Source organism: Micromonospora sp. bgisy143 (assembly GCF_057708145.1).
Genome location: NZ_JBYIRN010000017.1, coordinates 114978 through 131616, shown reverse-complemented (window position 1 = coordinate 131616; position 16639 = coordinate 114978). Strand labels below are relative to the sequence as shown.

The window sequence follows — 16639 nt, the reverse complement described above, 5'->3', positions numbered from 1 at the left end:
TTCGTAGCCTGTCAGGCAGAGATCGATGGCGCTGGGAGGGCGGGCCGTGGAGGGCAGTGAGACCGGCTGGGGCCGGCCGGCCGAACCAGCGCCGAGGTGGCGGGCGTTGCTCGACCGTGCCCGGCTGGGCGGTCGGGCGGCGGAGCAGTCCGAGCCCGAGCGCCGCGCCGACGAGGCACCGGACCCACTGCCGCGACGCGCGGCCCCCAACGGCTACGCGGGGCGCGCGCCGGCCATCGGGCATCCGGCCGATCTGTCGTACGGGCAGGAGCCCGGCTACCGGGCCGAGGGGACGTACCGGGTCGATCCCGCCTACCGGGCCGAACCGGGCTACCGGTCCGAACCGGACTACCGGGCCGAGCCGGCGTACCGCTCGGAGCCGGATTACCGCGCCGAGCCCGCGTACCGGTCCGAGCCCGACTACCGGTCCGAGCCGGCGTACCGGTCGGAGCCCACCTACCGGGCCGAGCCGGACTACCGCGCCGAGCCGACGTACCGCGCCGAGCCCGGCTACCGGGCCGAGCCGACGTACCGCGCCGAGCCCGGGTACCGGGCCGAGCCGACCTACCGGGCCGAGCCGGGTTACCCGGCCGAGCCGGAGCCGCCGCGCCGCGCCGAGCCGGAGTCGCGCTACGCCATCCTGGACAACGGCTACCGCTCGGGCAATGCGGCCGGCGAGTCCCGGTACGCGCTGCTGGAGACCGGCTACCAGCCGGAGACCGGCTACCCGGCCCCCGCGCCGCCGGTGCCACCGCAGGCCGCCCCGGTCGCCCCGCCGCCACTCGCTCCGCCGCCGGTCGCGCCGCCACCCGCCCCGCCGGTCGCGCCACCGCCGGTCGCGTCGGTCACCCCGCCCGGCTCGGCCCTCGCCGAGCGCGGCTACCCGGCCCGGATCGAGTGGCGTGCGCAGGGCGTCGACCAGGAGTCCGAGCGTGCCACCGGCGTGCTCCGCCGGGACCTGGGCACGCCTCGGGTGTTCGCGTTCGCCAACCCCAAGGGCGGTGTGCACAAGACCACCGCCACGGTGCTCGCCGCCGCCACCGTCGGCAGCGTGCGGGGGCGGGGCGTACTGGCCTGGGACGACAACGAACTGCGCGGCACCCTCGGGCTGCGCGCCGGCAGCGCCCGGCACGCCCGTACCATCCGGCACCTGGTCAGCGACCTCGCCCAGATCGAGATCATGGAGGGCGCGACCCTGCTGGAGCGGCTGGACGACTACCTGCGGCACGCCTCCGACGGCTCGTACGACGTGCTGGCCGGCGAGGAGAGCCCGCGCTTCGCCCAGCGGCTCGACCAGTTCACCGTCAAGCGGGTGCTCGAGCTGCTGCGTCGTACGCACGACGTGATCTGCGTGGACACCGGCAACAACGTGGAGAGCCCCAACTGGCGCACCGTGATGCACGCCGCCGACCAACTGGTGGTCACCACCGTGCCCCGCGAGGACGCCGCGTTCAGCGCCGACTGGATGCTCGACCTGCTGCACGAGGAGGGCATGGGCGAGCTGGCCGACAACGCGGTCACCCTCATCTCCTGCCCCACCCCCGGCCGCTCGACGTTGCAGGACGACCTGGAACGGCACTTCGCCACGCGGACCCGCGCCGTGGCCGTGGTGCCGTACGACCCGGCGTTGGAGACCGGCTCGTCGATCGAGTACCACCAGCTCCAGCCGGAGACCCGCCAGGCATGGCTGCGGGCCGCCGCGGCCATGGCGGAGCCGTTCGCCCGGTGAGTTGGTTCGCCGCCACCGACGCCCCGGCCCGTCGCGGCGCCTGAGAGGATCATCGGGTGAGCCCGGACAACCCCGACCCTGAGCGGCACGCGGACATCTCCGACGACCGCCCCGCGCCGCCCCGACCGTCGACCGCGCCGCCGCCGAACGAGTCCACCCCGCCCGCCGGGTCGGCGGTGCCGCCGTCCGCGCCGAACGAGTCGACCGCGTCCGGGTCGGCCGCTCCGTCTGCGCCGAGCGAGTTCGCCGGGCCGCCGTTCGGGTCGGTTCCCGACGACGGTTCCGCGGTGACGGCGTACCCCATCGGGGTGGAGCCCGCCTCCGACGAGCCGCGTCGGCCGCTGCGGACGGCGGCCACGGTGCTCGGTGTCACCCTCGCGTTGGCCGTGCTGGGCGCGCCGCTCGGGTTGCTGTGGGCGGCGTTCGCGCCGGACACTCCGGTGCTCAAGACCGCCGAGGGGGCGATCTACGCCGAAACCCAACCGGAGCAGCCGATCGCCGCCGACGGCTGGTTCAGTCTGCTCGGGCTGGCGTTCGGCGTACTCGCCGCGCTGGCCCTGTGGTTCCTGCTGCGTCGGCGACGCGGCCCGGTCGGTCTGCTCGGCGCGGTGCTGGGCACGCTCGCCGCGGCCCCGGTGGCCTGGCAGGTGGGGCGACGGATCGGGCTGGCGACGTTCGACCGGCTGTTGGCGACCGCCCCGGCGGGGCAGGCCTTCACCAAGCCCGCCGACCTGCGGGCCGGCGGGATCGACTGGCTCGGGCACGTGCTGCCGGTGCCGCACGGCAACCTGTTGCTGCCGGCGTTCGGGGCCGCCGTCACGTACACCCTGCTGGCCGGCTGGTCGCGGTGGCCGTCGCTGCGTCCGGAGCCGGACCCCGCGACGTTCAGTTGGGTGTCGGCGGGGACGCCAGCTCCGACAACGGCACCGGAACCGCCCGCACCTGGCGCAGCAGAGCCGCCTCGCGGTTGAGCAGCCGCAGCTCGGCGCGCAGCCGGGCGGCGGTGTCGTCGATGGCGAGCAGCCGCTGCCGGTCGTCGACGGTCAGCGCGGCGGTGGCCGCCACCAGGTGCGACAGCACCGTCGGGTCCTCCGGAAGCTGCTCGGAGATCTCCTCCGGGTCGGGGCGGATCAGGCTCAGGTACTGCCGGAACACCGCGATCACGCGGGCGGCCAGCAGGTCGGCCACCTCGTCCGGCCCGGTGGCCTCGGGCAGCCATTCCACCGCGGCCGTCAGGTACGGCGCGGAGGCGTCCTCGACGTCGGCGATCCGGAATCGACGGCGGCCGACGGTGACGATGTCGAAGCCACCGTCGGCCAGCTCGGTGACCTGGCGCAGCTCGGCGGTGCAGCCCACCTCGTGCAGGGTGACGTCGCCGACGCCGTTGGTGGCGCGGGCGTCGGACCCGGTGGCGGCCACCTCCCAACCGGCCTGGATGGCCACCACGCCGAACTCGCGCGGCGCGCCCTCGGGCAGGTCGACCAGGTGCCGGACCAGGGCCCGGTAGCGCTCCTCGAAGATGTGCAGTGGCAGCACCAACCCGGGAAAGAGCACCGTTGCGAGCGGGAACACCGGCAGCCGTGCGGTCACGCCGTCGAGCCTAACCAATCCCGTCCGCGACGGCGTGGCCCGGCTCACCGTCGGACACAGGGCCACAGGGCCCAGAGATATCATTCCCGATATGTTGCTGGCCCAAAGCCTTGCGGTGCCCGGGGAGACACAGGCGCTCCTGCTTGACATGGATGGCGTGCTCATCGATTCGCTCGCGTTGGACTTCGCGGTGGTCGAGCGGTTGCTGCGCCGACATGTCCCGGGGGTGACTGTTCCGCCAGAGACGATCACGCGGTACTTCCCCTACTCGCTGCCGGACTTCTGGGCCCAGGTCTGCGCCTCGGTCGGCGTACGGCTGACCGACCAGGAAATCACCGACCTGGTCCGGAGCCACGAGGAGGAACGGCTCTCGGCCGTTCCCGACGTGCACGCCGGGGTCCCCGAACTCCTGCGGGACGCCCGGTCGGCGGGCCTGCGCTTGGCGGTGGTGTCCAACAACCCCAAGCGTGACGTCGAGCGGATGCTGGCCTCGGCGAAGCTGCGGGACCTGGTCGACGCCGTGGTCGGCAACGACGCGCCGGGCATGGCGAGCAAGCCGGCCCCGGACCCGTACCTGGCCGCCGCGGCCGAGCTCGGTGTCGCCCCGGACCGCTGCGTGGCCATCGAGGATTCCGTGCTGGGCCTGCAGTCGGCCCGGGCCGCGGGCTGCTACACCGTCGGCGTGGCGACCGGGGCCAGCAGCCTGGACGATCTGTCGGGCTCGGGGCTCGCGGACCGTTGCCACCGGGACCTGCGACCGAACGCGGTCTCGCTGGGTCGGGAGGGCATCACCGTCAAGTCGCTCGACACGCCGAACGACTTCGTCAGCCACATGGTCGAGCACATCGCCTGGCGGCTCGGTTGCTCCATCGAGCTGCGCTGGAACAACGACGACTGGCGCGGGCTCGGGACGGCGCTGGGGACGGAGATCGCCCGGATCCCGCGGCTGGCCGACAGCTCGGCGGCGCTGGGCATGATCGACGACGGCAGTGCCGAGGTGCAGCTCCGGGTCGACCCGGAAGGCGGCGCGTCGTTCCACGCGTCACCGCAGGTCGACCTGGACTGGTTCCTGTCGGTCCGCTGCGAGCAGTTGTCGCACGGTGCGCCCCTGGTCGACCTCCTGGACGCGCTGGGCCGCGCCGCGGGGCTGTGGATCACCGTCACGGTCGCGAGCTTCGAGGACCCGCACCACACCTGGGAGGGTGTCTACCGGGCGGTCGGCATCGCGCTCGACCGGATGTGCAACCCGCTGACCGAGGAGAGCGCGACGGCGGCGGTGACCGGGGCGCTGCCCGAGAACGGCGGCGAGCGCGCCGTCGAGCGGGGCTGGCGGGTGGAGTCGCTGTCGACCGGTTCGGCGCGGCTGAGCCGCGAGACCGCCGAGAGCGTGGTGGCGGTCGAGGTGTCGATGGGCGACCCGGGTGCCGAGGTGTTCATCGAGGTCGCCGACTCGGTCCGGGTCACCGGCTTCGCCGACCTGGTGGACGCCTTCGCCCGCGAGGCCGGCCTGCGGGTCTCGGTGCGCTTCGAGGCGACCCGGCTCAGCTCCAGCCACGTGGTCACCGAGGACGTCGGCCTGGCCCTGGGCCGCGCGTTGCGGTACCTCGCGATCGAGCGGATCAGCGAGGTCGGCATCTACGGCGCCGGCTCCAACGTCCGCGCCCTGGCCGACCTGGATCAGCCGGTGCGCGTCGGCATCAGCATGGAGGGCCGCAAGTTCTGGAAGTACGTGCCGCTCGACCAGAGCTACCCGGAGTTCCGGCGGTCCTTCCTGATCGGCCACGACCTGTGCGGCGACCTGTTCAGCGAGGACCTGGACGACTTCGTCGACGGGTTCGCGGGCGGACTCCAGGCCAGCGTCATGGTGCACATCCGGTCCGACGTCGGCGCCGAGAAGGGCTGGCCGCTGCTCTTCGCCGCGATGGGGCAGGCCACCCAGGAACTGCTGTCGGTGAACCCGTACCGCAAGGCACTGGCACCCGGAGTCAAGGCGACGCTCGCGTGACGCGCGGGACAGGGGACAGCGCGCTGAACTTTCCGGCCGCCGTCCTCGACGCGAAGCCGTACGTGCCGGACTGGGCCGGGCAGGATCGGCGTGGGTTGATCCGCCTGGACCGCAACGAGGCGCCCGGGCCGCTGTCACCCGCGGTGGCGGATGCCCTCTGCGCGTACGTCCGGGACGAGGGTGTGCACAGCTACCCGGAGTATCCCCGGCTGGCGACCGCTCTCGGGGAGTACTGCGGTGTCCCCGCCACCTGGATCCTGCCGACCAACGGCTCGGACCAGGGCATCGACCTCTGCGTGCGGGCCTTCCTGCGGCCCGGCGCGTCGATGGTGGTGGCGCGCCCCGAGTTCGTCATCTTCGGGCACACCGCGGGGCTGGCCGGCGGGTCGGTCGTCGGGGTTCCCTACCCGAGCGATCTCCGGTATCCGTACCAGGAGTTCCGGGCCGCCGTCGCCGCCCGCAAGCCCGACCTCGTCGTGTTCGTCAACCCGAACAACCCGACGGGTACGCCGGTCGACGTGGAGTTCATCGCGGAGATCGCCCGGTCGGTCCCCGACGTTCCGGTCCTGGTGGATGAGGCGTACTACGAGTTCACCGGCGCCACCGTCGTTCCGCTGATCCAGGAGCTGCCCAACCTGATCGTGTTGCGGACCTTCTCCAAGGCGTTCGCGATGGCGGGCCTGCGGCTGGGTTACGTGGTCGCGGTGCCGGAGGTGGTCGAGCAGTTGGTCAAGCTCCGCAATCCGTTCGACGTCAACGCCCTGGCCCAGGTCGCCGGTCTGGCGCAGCTCGCCCGCCGGGACGAGATGCGCGCCATGGTCGAGGAGATGATGGGCGACATCAAGCCCGAGGTGGTGGGCTTCTTCCAGGACCGGGGGGTGGTCGTCCATCCCGGCGCGGCGAACTTCCTGCTGGTCCGACCGGAGCAGCCGGAGGAGACGGTGGCCGCGCTGCGGGAGGCCGGCATCCTCGTCCGCACGATGACCCATCCACTGCTGGCGGGAATGTTCCGGATGAACCTCGGCACGCGCGAGGAGATGACCAAGCTGATGAACGTCTATCGCGATCTTACGAACACAGGGCTGGGCCCGGAGACGGAGCGATGAAGGTGCGAGTCAACCGTTACGAGCTGAACGAGCTGTCGGCGGCGGACCGTCGCGTGCTGATGCAGCGGGTTCGTGCCGACTACGCCGCCATCGAGGGCACCGTTCGGGAGATCATCGACGACGTCCGCGAGCGCGGCGACGCCGCCCTGATCGCGCACACCGCCCGCCTGGACGGGGTGACCCTGGCGCCCGAGCAGTTGCGGGTCACCGAGGCCGAGTTCGAGGCGGCCGAGTCCAGGGTGGACCCGGAGGTCCGGGCCGCCCTGGAGAAGGCGATCGCCAACATCCGGCACCACCACCAGGCGCAGCTTCCGCAGGCGACGTGGATGCAGGAGGTACGCCCCGGGGTGCTCGTCGGCGAGCGCTGGTCACCCATCACCTCCGTGGGTCTGTACGTCCCCCGGGGCAAGGGTTCGTTCCCGTCCGTGATGACCATGCTGTGCGCCCCCGCGGTGATCGCCGAGGTGCCGGAGATCGCGGTCTGCACCCCGCCGGGCCCGGACGGCACCGTCGACGACGCCTCACTGGTCGCCGCCGCGCTGTGCGGGGTACGCACCATCTACAAGATGGGTGGCGCGCAGGCGATCGCCGCCTTCTCGTACGGCACCGAGACGGTGCGGCCGGTCGAGAAGATCATCGGCCCGGGTAACCAGTACGTCTCCGCCGCCAAGCGGGTCGTCTACGGTGACGTCGACCCGGGCCTGCCGGCGGGCCCGAGCGAGTCGGTGGTCCTCTGTGACGGGGCGGCCGACCCGGCCGTCGCGGCTCGCGAGCTGCTGGTCGAGGCCGAGCACGGTCCCGACTCGGCCGCGCTGCTGGTGACCCACTCCCGTTCGCTGGCCGACGCGGTCGAGAAGCTGCTGCCGTCGCTGCTCGAGGCGCTGCCGCAGCAGCGTCGGGAGTTCTGCGAGACGGTGCTGAGCAACTTCGGCGGCATCGTGCTCACCGCCGACGAGGCCGAGTCGCTGCGGTTCGTCAACGAGTACGCCCCGGAACACCTCCGGGTCCTGATGACCGACCCGTTCGACAAGCTCGCCAAGCTGACGAACGCCGGCGAGATCATGCTGGGCGAGAACACCTCCATCCCGTTCGGGAACTTCGCCATCGGCGTCAACGCGATCCTGCCGACGGGCGGCACGGCGCGGAGCCAGTCCTGCGTCGGCACGCTTGACTTCCTGAAGCGTTCGTCCTTCGCCTACGTCTCGGACGAGGGGGTCGCGGAGGTGGGCCCGACGGCGGTCACCCTGGCCACCTACGAGGGTTTCCCCGCCCACGCCGCCGCGGCGGCGTACGTGGTGGAGCGCGCCGCGGCGCGGCGGGAGGCTAAGGGAAGTTGAGCGGAACCGGGCCCATCGAGGCTTGATCCTCGATCACCCGGCCCAGGTGCGCCAGCTCGGTCGCCAGCTTTCGGCGGGCGGCCGAGCGGCGCGCCTTGGCCAGCAGCCGGTTGGCGGCGGTGTGCTGACCGGCGGAGCGCAGCGCCAGCGCGTACGCCCGGGAACACTGCACCGCGCTGTGGTGCAGGTGGCGGGCCTCGTAGATCGCGCTCACCTGCCGGTAGGCGTCGAGGTCGATCTCACCTCCCGCCCGGCGCGCCTCGGCGAGACCCAGGGTGGCGTGCCCGACCTCGGTCTCACTCCCGGTGCTCCGGAACCGGAGGATCGCGTCGCTGTAGAGCCGGACGGCGTCGCCGAGTCGACCGGTCGCGCGACAGGTCTCCGCCAGACCGAGCAGTGCCCAGCCCTCGCTGCGCACGTCGCCGACCTGGCCACAGCGCTCCAGCCCGTCGAGGTGGTGCCGTTCCGCCGTGTCGTGCTCGCCGACCAGCCGCGCCACCTCGCCCAGGCCCCACAGCGCGTAGGCGTGGCGTTCCGCGTTCTCCCGGGCCACCGCCCGGTCCAGTGAGCGCTGGTAGGCCGACCGGGCGGCCGGCCAGTCCTCCAGCAGCCGGCGCACCTCGCCGATGCCGAACTCGGCCTCGATGAGACCGGTCTGGTGCAGGCAGCTGCGGAAGGCGTCTTCCGCCTCCCGGTATCGCCGCTCCGCGCGCGGATAGTCGGCACGTAGGCGTTCCAGTTTCGCCCGACCCAGGCTCGCCCAGCCGGTCTCCCGCGCGGCGACCGAGGGTTCCTCGGTACGCCCGGCGTGGGCAGCCCGGGCGGCCGCAGCGTACTCCCGGTCCGCCTCGGCGTAGCGACTCGCCATCCGGAAGGCATCGGCCCGCCGGTTGTGCATGGCGGCGGCGGCCAGGTTGCCCTGCTGTGCGCGCAGCGCGTCGGCCCAGTGCCGCGCCGCGTGCTCGTAGTTGCCCCGGATGCTCTCCTGACTGGCCATCACGGCGTGCAACTTCGGCAGCCAATCGGCCGTCGTCGGGGACTCGGCCAGCACGCGGTCGACGGCGGCTCGCAGACCTCCCGCGCCGCCCCGGGCGATGATCTCGTCGCGTTCGGCGAAGAGCAGGCTGACCGCCTCCTCGTGCCGGCGGGCGTCCAGCAGGAGCCGGGCTGCGGCGAGCGGGCGGCCGTTGGCCTGGAACTCCCCGGCCGCGCGTAACCGGGCCCGGGTGACGAGTTCCTGGTCGGTGGTCGCCAGCACCGCGCGGGTCACGTTGGAGTGGATCTGTAGTACGCCACCGGTGGCTTTCACCAGCGGAGGGCTGTGGGTGAGCGCGTCCAGCGTGGCCGCGAACGACGAGGTGGCGGCGGTCCGCTCGATCACGTCGCGGGCCACCGGAGCGGCGATGACGGCCAGCGCCAGCAGGATGCGTCGCGCGCCCTCGGGTACCTCGGCCAGGTAGCGGTTCAGCCAGTAGCGGTGCAGCTCGGCCGGCTCGCCGGCCTCGAGCTGCCCGCGTTCCGCCGACTCCTGCCAGTCCGGCGTACGGACGAACTGCTCGACGCAGGTGATGTCGCCGGCCAGCTCCGTGAGCCACGCCACGGTCGTCGGGGACACCTCGATCCCGTGCAGGTCGAGGTACGGCGAGACCTCCTCTTCGGTCAGGCCGGTCACCTCGGTGACCGGGACGGTCAACGAGGGTGGAGGTCGGTCCCAGGAGGCGAGGACGACGAGGGATTCCCCCGCCTCGGCCGCCCAGAGCAGCTCGGCGAGCAGGTCGATGACCACCTGGGCGTCGGCGCGCTGGGGGACGTGGGAGTTGTCGATGACGATGACGTGGCGGCCCTGTCGTACGGCGGACACGACGGCGCGGCGCGCTGCCGAGATGTCGCGGTCGAACGAGTCGTCGATGCAGGCGTCGATGGGTTCGAGAACGCCCTGATGTTCGAGCAGGTGCAGGGCGAGCCGGATCAGCAGGCGCTCCGGTGAGCGGTTCGCCGGCGGCTCGAAGTCGTACCAGAAGACCGAATCGACGACGTCGCGCCGCAGCAGGTCGCGGACCAGTTCGACGGCGAGGACGGACTTGCCGCTGCCCGGTGGTCCGTGCAGCAGCATCCCGCCGGCCCCGCCGGTCAACAGTCCGTCGCGGACCTCCCGGACCAGCCGGCGACCCTCGAGATGCGGGTCGGGCAGCGCCAGCGGCGCCGGAGCGGTGCCCAGGCGGGAGAGTTCGGGGTGGGTGGCGACCAGGTGGGTCACCGCCTGCCGCCGCCATGCCACCGCGAGGTCGTCGAGGTCGATGCCGAGCGCTTCGGCGGGCAGCGTCGAGCGGTCGAGCAGCGCGGCGTCGGCGGTCAGCCGCTCGTCCTCCCGGAACCCGACCACCGAGCCGACGACGGTGTGGCTCCGCAGGTCGATGACCGGCCCACCGCTCTGCCCCTGACTGCGGACCGAAAAGGCGATCCGGAAGCGGTGCCGGTCGGGGACGGTGCGCAGGAACTCGCCGCTGAGCGATCCGAGACCGGCCTGGCCGCCGCCGGCCACCGTGAAGCCGTACACGCGCAGCGGCGCGCAGTCGACGTCGTCCCCGGCCAACCGACCCGGCGTGCTGAGCGGCAGGTACCCGGACGGCTCCAGGTCGAGCTTCAGCAGAGCCCAGTCGGCCAGTCGGTCGTGGCAGCCGGGCGGACAGTGGGCGCGGGTGGTGACCGTTCGGTGCTCGTCGCCGTCGGTGACGAGCACTTCCAACGGGAAACTCTCGCCAGCGACCAGGAAGCGCGCCTTGACCGAATGGAAGGCGGTGATCAGGTGGCCGGCCGGGGAGATGAAGAAGCCGGTGAAGACCCCGCCGTCGAGGTCCGGGTCCCGTAGCCGCACCACGGCGGATCGTGCCTGGACGGCGAGGAAGGTGCTCAGCGCCGAGGCGTAATCCATGGCTCAGGCGGTGGCGACGGGCGGTGCCCCGCAGAGATTGTCGAGATGCCGCCGGGTCACGAGCACGGCGGCGGTCGCCAGCGGGTCGATGACCAGGTCGTTGGTGCCGGCCTTCGACAGGGTCCCCGCGATCAGCGCGATGAGAGCCAGCTCACTGAGCTGCTTGCTGCGATCGCTCAACCGGGCGTAGCGGACCTGCTCGCAGAGCAGGCGCTGGAGCTGGTGGCGGTGATTCTGCAGCCACTGGGCGAAGAATTCCTGGATCTTGGCGGGGGAGGGGAGATGTCCGCCGGACAGGATGAGATCGGGGTCCTCCTCGCCCGCCAGGTAACCGGCGTACCAGCGGCGGAGCGCCTCGTCCGGGTCGGCGAGCAGCGCGTCTGCCTCGATCTCAGGGTTGGTCAACGGACCTCCTCACGACGTCGAACACGTGTGCACCTCAAGCATGATGGTATATCCGGCCGACCGTCGATCTCCTTCCGGTGGGACGCCCGCCGGCCTGTGCCCCGGCTTCCTCCGGCCGGTCCACTATCGTTGACCCGTGAATCGCTTGCTGCCGACGTTGCTGCTGATCCTGGCCGGGTTGTTGGTGGGTGGCGTCTGGTCGTTGTACCGCCAGGGCGCGTCGAAGGGAGCGGTGGTCATCACCGCGCTGCTCGCCGTGCTCGCCACGGTCGGCGGGTTGCTCTGGCTCCTGCCGGGGGAGAACACATGAGTGATGTGGTGGTGCTCGACTACGGCTCGGGCAACCTGCGCTCGGCGGAGCGTGCGCTGGCCGCGGCCGGCGCGACCGTCCGGGTGACCGACGATCTGGCCGCGGCGGCCGCCGCCGACGGCCTGGTGGTGCCCGGGGTGGGCGCGTACGCCGCGTGCATGGCCGGTATCGAGGCGCTCGGCGCGGGCCCGGTGATCGCGGAGCGGGTGGCCGCGGGCCGACCGGTGCTCGGCATCTGTGTGGGCATGCAGGTGCTCTTCGAGTACGGCGAGGAGCACGGGGTGGTGACCAAGGGCCTCGGGCTGCTGCCCGGCGGGGTGACCCGGTTGGCGGCGCACCGGCTGCCGCACATGGGCTGGAACACGGTCCGCGCGCCCCGTGGTTCGGTGCTGTTCGCCGGGTTGCCGGCGGAGAGCCGCTTCTACTTCGTGCACTCGTACGCGATGGGCGACCCGGCGGCGCTGGCCGGCGCGGGCGCGGTGGTGACCACGGCCCACCACGACACCGACTTCGTGGCGGCGGTGGAGCGTGGGCCGCTGTCGGCGGCGCAGTTCCACCCGGAGAAGTCCGCTGACACCGGTGCCGCGCTGCTGCGCAACTGGCTCGCCGCCCTGCCCGCCGGTGACTGAGCGTCGGCGCCGCCCGGCGTCCGACCTGCGGGCCTCGCGGTGAGCCGGGAACGGGCCCGCCGACGGGCGGAACGTGAGGCGGAGCAGGCGCGGGAGCGGGCGGTCCGGCAGCGCCGGGTGGCCCGTCGGCAGCGCCGCCGCGCGGTGCTGCGTCGGTTGACGCCGCAGGTACGGCGGGGTCGGTCGGGTCGACTGGCCCGGCACACGCGGGGCGAGCGCGCCGCCATCGTGCTGCTCACCGGCGCCTCGATGATCCTGATCTGGACGTTCGTCGACGATCTGGCGCTGCGTGTCGCGCTGATCGTGCTGTTGCTGCTCGTACTGCCGGCGATCGTGGTGATCGCCCTGGACCGTCGTACCTGATCGAGGAGAAGACGTTGAGCCTCACCCTTTTACCCGCCGTGGACGTCGCCGACGGCCGGGCCGTCCGGCTCGTGCAGGGCGCCGCCGGCAGCGAGAGCGTCTACGGCGACCCGCTGGACGCGGCGCTGGCGTGGCAGCGCGACGGCGCCGAGTGGATCCACCTGGTCGACCTGGACGCGGCGTTCGGTCGGGGCACCAACGCGCACCTGCTCGCCGAGGTGGTACGCCAGTTGGACGTGCAGGTCGAGTTGTCCGGCGGGATCCGCGACGACGAGTCGCTGCGCGCGGCGCTGGGCACCGGGGCGGCCCGGGTGAACATCGGCACCGCCGCCCTGGAGGACCCCGAGTGGTGTGACCGGATCGTCGGGGAGTACGGCGACCGGGTCGCCATCGGGCTGGACGTGCGCGGTCAGACGCTGTCCGCGCGGGGGTGGACCCGCGACGGCGGTGACCTGTACGAGGTGCTGGAGCGCCTGGACAAGGCGGGGGCCAGCCGGTACGTGGTCACCGACATCACCAAGGACGGCACCATGCGTGGGCCGAACCTGGACCTGCTGCGGGACGTGTGCGCGCGGACCGACCGGCCGGTGATCGCCTCCGGCGGGGTGTCCACCCTGGACGACCTGCGGGCGCTGGCCACCCTGGAGCCGTTGGGTGTGGAGGGCGTGATCGCCGGTAAGGCGCTGTACGCGGGCGCGTTCACGGTGGCCGAGGCGCTGCGCACCCTGGCCGAGGCGTGACCGTCACCCGGCTGGGTTCGGGTGGGCCGTGGGAGCAGAGCTACGGCTACTCCCGGGTGGTCCGGGCCGGTGACCTGGCTCTCACGGCCGGCTGCACGTCCACCGTGGACGGTCGGGTGGCGCATGTCGGGGACGCGGCGGCGCAGACCGCGCAGGCGCTGCGGATCGGGTTGGCGGCGCTCGCCGAGGTCGGTGTGGAGCCGGGTGACGTGGTCCGTACCCGGATGTACGTGACCGACCGGCTGCACGCCGACGAGGTGGGCCGGGCGCACAACGCGGTTTTCGGCGCGGTCCGACCGGTGGCGACGCTGGTGGTGGTGGCGGGTCTCATCGATCCGGACCACCTGGTCGAGGTGGAGTTGGAGGCGTACGTCGGCGACCGTTGAGCCCGGCCCGGTGGCCGGGGTCACGGCCGCCGTCCGCGCTGATCGGTTGTGCACAACTTAATTGCGGGCTACGGTTCAACGGTGTCCGATGACCTGGTGCTGCGCCGGCAGGTGTGCTTCGCGCTCTACGCCGCGTCGCGCGCCCTCACCGACGTCTACCGGCCGATCCTCGACGAGGTCGGGCTGACCTACCCGCAGTACCTGGTGCTGCTGGTCCTCTGGGAACGCCCCGACGATCCGCCCGCGGTGTCCGAGCTCGGCGCCGAGCTGCGGCTCGACTCCGGCACGCTCTCCCCGCTGCTCAAGCGACTGGAGGGCGCGGGCCTGGTGGCCCGTCGGCGCTCGGCCCGGGACGAACGGCGGGTCGAGGTGAGCCTCACCGAGCAGGGCCGGGCGCTGCGGGAACGGCTCTGCGACGTCCCGCTGCGGATCGCCCAGGCCACCGGTCTGGGCCTCGACGAGCTGGTCGCGCTGCGCGACACCCTCACCCGGGTCACCGAGACCATCCACCGACAGAAGGAGCAGTGAGACTGATGAAGGTTCTCTACACCGCGTCCGCGACCGCCACCGGTGACGGCCGGGACGGCCACGTCGAGACCTCCGACGGCACCTTCGCCCTGGACCTCGCGTCGCCGAAGGAGTTGGGTGGCGAGGGTGGCGGTGCCAACCCCGAGCAGCTGTTCGCCGCCGGCTACGCCGCCTGCTTCCACAGCGCTCTGCGCATCGTCGGCCGCCGCGCCAAGGCCGACGTGACCGGTTCGGTCGTCTCCGCCGAGGTCGGCATCGGTCCGAACGGCAGCGGCGCCTTCGGGCTCACCGCGCAGCTCGTCATCGACCTGCCCGCCGTTCCGCGCGAGACCGCCGAGCAGCTCGTCGAGCAGGCCCACCAGGTCTGCCCGTACTCCAACGCCACCCGCGGCAACATCGACGTCGTGCTGACCGTCCGCGAGACCCTGGCCGCCTGAGCGTCGCGGCCCCGGACCCCACCCGCGTACGAGAGGACGACCCCCCGATGACCAGCAACCGCGAGATCCACCTGGCCCGTCGCCCCGAGGGCTGGCCCACCGAGGACACCTTCCGACTCGTCGAGACCGACGTCCCGACGCCCGGACCGGGCCAGATCGTGGTCCGCAACCAGTACGTCTCCGTCGACCCGTACATGCGGGCACGGATGAACGACGTCAAGTCGTACGTGCCGCCGTTCGCGCTCGACGCCCCACTGGACGGGGCCGCCGTCGGCGAGGTGGTCGCCAGCGAGTCGCCCGACATCGCCGTGGGCGACACCGTGCTGCACGGGCTCGGCTGGCGGGAGTACGCGCTGCTCGACGCCGGCCGCGCGCGCACGGTCGACGCGACCATCGCCCCGGCCAGCGCGTACCTGAGCGTGCTCGGCATGCCCGGCCTGACCGCGTACGCCGGTCTGCTGGAGGTCGCCGCCATGAAGCCCGGCGAGACGGTCTTCGTCTCCGCCGCGGCCGGCTCGGTCGGCAGCCTGGTGGGCCAGATCGCCAAGCTCAAGGGCGCCGGCCGGGTGATCGGCAGCGCCGGCTCGGCCGCGAAGGTCGAGCGGCTGCGGGCGCTCGGCTTCGACGCCGCGTTCGACTACCACGACGGCCCGGTCCGTGACTCGTTGCGCGCGGCCGCCCCGGACGGCGTCGACGTCTACTTCGACAACGTCGGCGGCGACCACCTGGAGGCGGCGATCTCGGCCATGAACCTGCACGGCCGGGTCGCCATCTGCGGCATGATCGCGCAGTACAACGCCACCGAGCCGCCGGCCGCCCCGCGCAACCTGGCGCTGGTCATCGGCAAGCGGCTCACCCTGCGCGGGTTCCTGGTCAACGACCACAACAACGTGCGCGCGACGTTCGTCCGCGAAGTCGCCGGCTGGCTGGGCGAGGGCAAACTGTCGTACGACGAGACGGTCGTCGACGGCATCGAGAACGCCCCGGCGGCGTTCCTCGGCCTGCTGCGCGGCGAGAACCTGGGCAAGATGCTCGTCCGGGTGTGACGTGCACGTCCGGCGCGGCGGTCAGCCCCCTCGGGTCGGCCGCCGCGCCGGCCGCGGAGGATAGGCTGACGGCATGACGGTGGCGGTACGGGTGATCCCCTGTCTCGACGTGGACGCCGGGCGGGTGGTCAAGGGGGTCAACTTCCTCGACCTGCGCGACGCGGGCGACCCGGTGGAACTGGCCGCCGCGTACGACCGGGCCGGCGCCGACGAGCTGACCTTCCTCGACGTCACCGCGTCCTCGAGCGACCGGGGCACCATGCTCGACGTGGTGCGCCGCACCGCCGAGTCGGTCTTCATCCCGCTGACCGTCGGGGGCGGGGTCCGGCAGGTCGGCGACGTCGACACGCTGCTGCGCGCCGGGGCCGACAAGGTCGGCGTGAACACCGCCGCCATCGCGCGGCCGGAGCTGATCGCGGAGATCGCCGACCGGTTCGGCCGGCAGGTGCTCGTGCTCTCCCTCGACGTACGCCGCGCGGCCACGGGCGACACGCCCAGCGGTTTCGAGGTCACCACCCACGGGGGCCGGCGCGGCACCGGCATCGACGCGGTGGGCTGGGCCCAGCGGGTCGCCGAGCTGGGCGCGGGGGAGATCCTGCTCAACTCGATGGACGCCGACGGCACCAAGGCCGGCTTCGACCTGGAACTGATCGGCGCGGTGCGGGCCGTTGTGGACGTGCCCGTCGTGGCCAGCGGGGGAGCCGGCGAGGTGGCGCACTTCCCGCCGGCGATCGGCGCCGGGGCCGACGCGGTGCTCGCGGCCAGCGTCTTCCACTTCGGCGAGCTGACGGTGGGCGAGGTCAAGGACGCCCTACGCCGCAGCGGCCATCCGGTGCGCTAGCGGCTCACACCAAGGGCGGTGGCTGCCCGCCGTGCCCGTGTGCTGGTGATGCCTCAGAGGCATCAAGATGACTCTCAGGTATCACGCTCGCGACCGCATCCGCCCCCCACGGCGATGACCGAGGGTCACCGCCGGACCCCCGGCGCGGGGTGGCGGCGGACCCAGATGGTACGCGTCGTGCGCGACCAGATCTGCGAATGCTTCCGCCCATGCCCAGCACCGGGCACGCGTGCCGCAGACCGGGCACCGCCCGTG

General features: G+C 72.8%; 17 protein-coding genes. 14 read left to right on the top strand and 3 right to left on the bottom strand.

The genetic code is table 11. The annotated features are described in order from the left end of the window. Nucleotides 1-25: 25 nt before the first annotated feature. Entirely contained in the window at nt 26-1729 is a 1704-nt protein-coding gene (locus AC3EN4_RS20425; RefSeq protein WP_435207357.1) for a MinD/ParA family ATP-binding protein, read from the top strand. 56 nt (nt 1730-1785) lie between these two features. Then, a complete protein-coding gene (locus AC3EN4_RS20420) occupies nt 1786-2700 on the top strand; it encodes a DUF2567 domain-containing protein (RefSeq protein WP_435207356.1) in 915 nt (304 codons plus the stop codon). Here AC3EN4_RS20420 and AC3EN4_RS20415 read toward each other — a convergent pair. After that, nucleotides 2615-3319, bottom strand: coding sequence for an LON peptidase substrate-binding domain-containing protein (locus AC3EN4_RS20415; protein WP_422736051.1), 705 nt, complete (start codon nt 3317-3319; stop codon nt 2615-2617). The two genes, AC3EN4_RS20420 and AC3EN4_RS20415, sit on opposite strands and share 86 nt — an antisense overlap. On the opposite strand from AC3EN4_RS20415, the gene AC3EN4_RS20410 reads away from it, so the two are divergent. The 3 genes from AC3EN4_RS20410 to hisD are packed head-to-tail and all read left to right on the top strand — an operon-like array spanning nt 3249 to nt 7767. After that, a complete protein-coding gene (locus AC3EN4_RS20410) occupies nt 3249-5324 on the top strand; it encodes an HAD-IA family hydrolase (RefSeq protein ID WP_435207355.1) in 2076 nt (691 codons plus the stop codon). The genes AC3EN4_RS20415 and AC3EN4_RS20410 overlap by 71 nt on opposite strands. After that, nucleotides 5321-6430, top strand: a complete 1110-nt coding sequence (locus AC3EN4_RS20405; protein WP_435207354.1) for a pyridoxal phosphate-dependent aminotransferase — start codon at nt 5321-5323, stop codon at nt 6428-6430. Before AC3EN4_RS20410 ends, AC3EN4_RS20405 begins: the two co-directional genes overlap by 4 nt. A 2-nt stretch (nt 6431-6432) precedes the next feature. Continuing rightward, the gene (gene hisD / locus AC3EN4_RS20400; protein WP_435207353.1) at nt 6433-7767 is read left to right on the top strand and encodes a histidinol dehydrogenase; all 1335 of its coding nucleotides are present in this window, start codon (nt 6433-6435) and stop codon (nt 7765-7767) included. On the opposite strand, the gene AC3EN4_RS20395 is transcribed toward hisD, so the two are convergent. Both AC3EN4_RS20395 and AC3EN4_RS20390 read right to left on the bottom strand, forming a co-directional pair. Further along, nucleotides 7754-10699 (bottom strand): tetratricopeptide repeat protein, encoded by a 2946-nt coding sequence (locus AC3EN4_RS20395; protein ID WP_435207352.1) that lies wholly within the window; start codon nt 10697-10699, stop codon nt 7754-7756. The two genes, hisD and AC3EN4_RS20395, sit on opposite strands and share 14 nt — an antisense overlap. 3 nt (nt 10700-10702) lie before the next feature. Then, nucleotides 10703-11104 carry a hypothetical protein gene (locus tag AC3EN4_RS20390; protein WP_435207351.1) on the bottom strand — a complete coding sequence of 134 codons (402 nt, stop codon included), beginning with the start codon at nt 11102-11104 and terminating at the stop codon, nt 10703-10705. A 136-nt stretch (nt 11105-11240) separates the two neighbouring features. Here AC3EN4_RS20390 and AC3EN4_RS20385 point away from each other — a divergent pair, with 136 nt between their 5' ends. The 9 genes from AC3EN4_RS20385 to hisF all read left to right on the top strand — a co-directional run bounded on the left by AC3EN4_RS20385 (nt 11241) and on the right by hisF (nt 16384). Next, nucleotides 11241-11414, top strand: coding sequence for a hypothetical protein (locus tag AC3EN4_RS20385; RefSeq protein ID WP_435207350.1), 174 nt, complete (start codon nt 11241-11243; stop codon nt 11412-11414). Then, on the top strand, nt 11411-12043 hold the full coding sequence (gene hisH, locus AC3EN4_RS20380) for an imidazole glycerol phosphate synthase subunit HisH (protein ID WP_435207349.1): 633 nt from the start codon (nt 11411-11413) through the stop codon (nt 12041-12043). The genes AC3EN4_RS20385 and hisH overlap by 4 nt, the downstream gene beginning before the upstream one ends. 39 nt (nt 12044-12082) lie before the next feature. After that, nucleotides 12083-12406, top strand: coding sequence for a hypothetical protein (locus AC3EN4_RS20375; protein WP_435207348.1), 324 nt, complete (start codon nt 12083-12085; stop codon nt 12404-12406). Between the two features lie 14 nt (nt 12407-12420). After that, complete coding sequence (priA, locus tag AC3EN4_RS20370) at nt 12421-13146, top strand: bifunctional 1-(5-phosphoribosyl)-5-((5-phosphoribosylamino)methylideneamino)imidazole-4-carboxamide isomerase/phosphoribosylanthranilate isomerase PriA (RefSeq protein ID WP_435207347.1); 726 nt, start codon at nt 12421-12423, stop codon at nt 13144-13146. After that, on the top strand, nt 13143-13532 hold the full coding sequence (locus AC3EN4_RS20365; protein WP_435207346.1) for a RidA family protein: 390 nt from the start codon (nt 13143-13145) through the stop codon (nt 13530-13532). The genes priA and AC3EN4_RS20365 overlap by 4 nt, the downstream gene beginning before the upstream one ends. Before the next feature lie 81 nt (nt 13533-13613). Next, entirely contained in the window at nt 13614-14060 is a 447-nt protein-coding gene (locus tag AC3EN4_RS20360; RefSeq protein ID WP_422736043.1) for a MarR family winged helix-turn-helix transcriptional regulator, read from the top strand. Between the two features lie 5 nt (nt 14061-14065). Further along, nucleotides 14066-14497, top strand: a complete 432-nt coding sequence (locus tag AC3EN4_RS20355) for an organic hydroperoxide resistance protein (protein WP_435207345.1) — start codon at nt 14066-14068, stop codon at nt 14495-14497. A 47-nt stretch (nt 14498-14544) separates the two neighbouring features. After that, entirely contained in the window at nt 14545-15543 is a 999-nt protein-coding gene (locus AC3EN4_RS20350; protein ID WP_435207344.1) for an NADP-dependent oxidoreductase, read from the top strand. A 73-nt stretch (nt 15544-15616) separates the two neighbouring features. After that, the gene (gene hisF, locus AC3EN4_RS20345) at nt 15617-16384 is read left to right on the top strand and encodes an imidazole glycerol phosphate synthase subunit HisF (RefSeq protein WP_435207343.1); all 768 of its coding nucleotides are present in this window, start codon (nt 15617-15619) and stop codon (nt 16382-16384) included. The last annotated feature ends 255 nt before the right edge of the window (nt 16385-16639 follow it).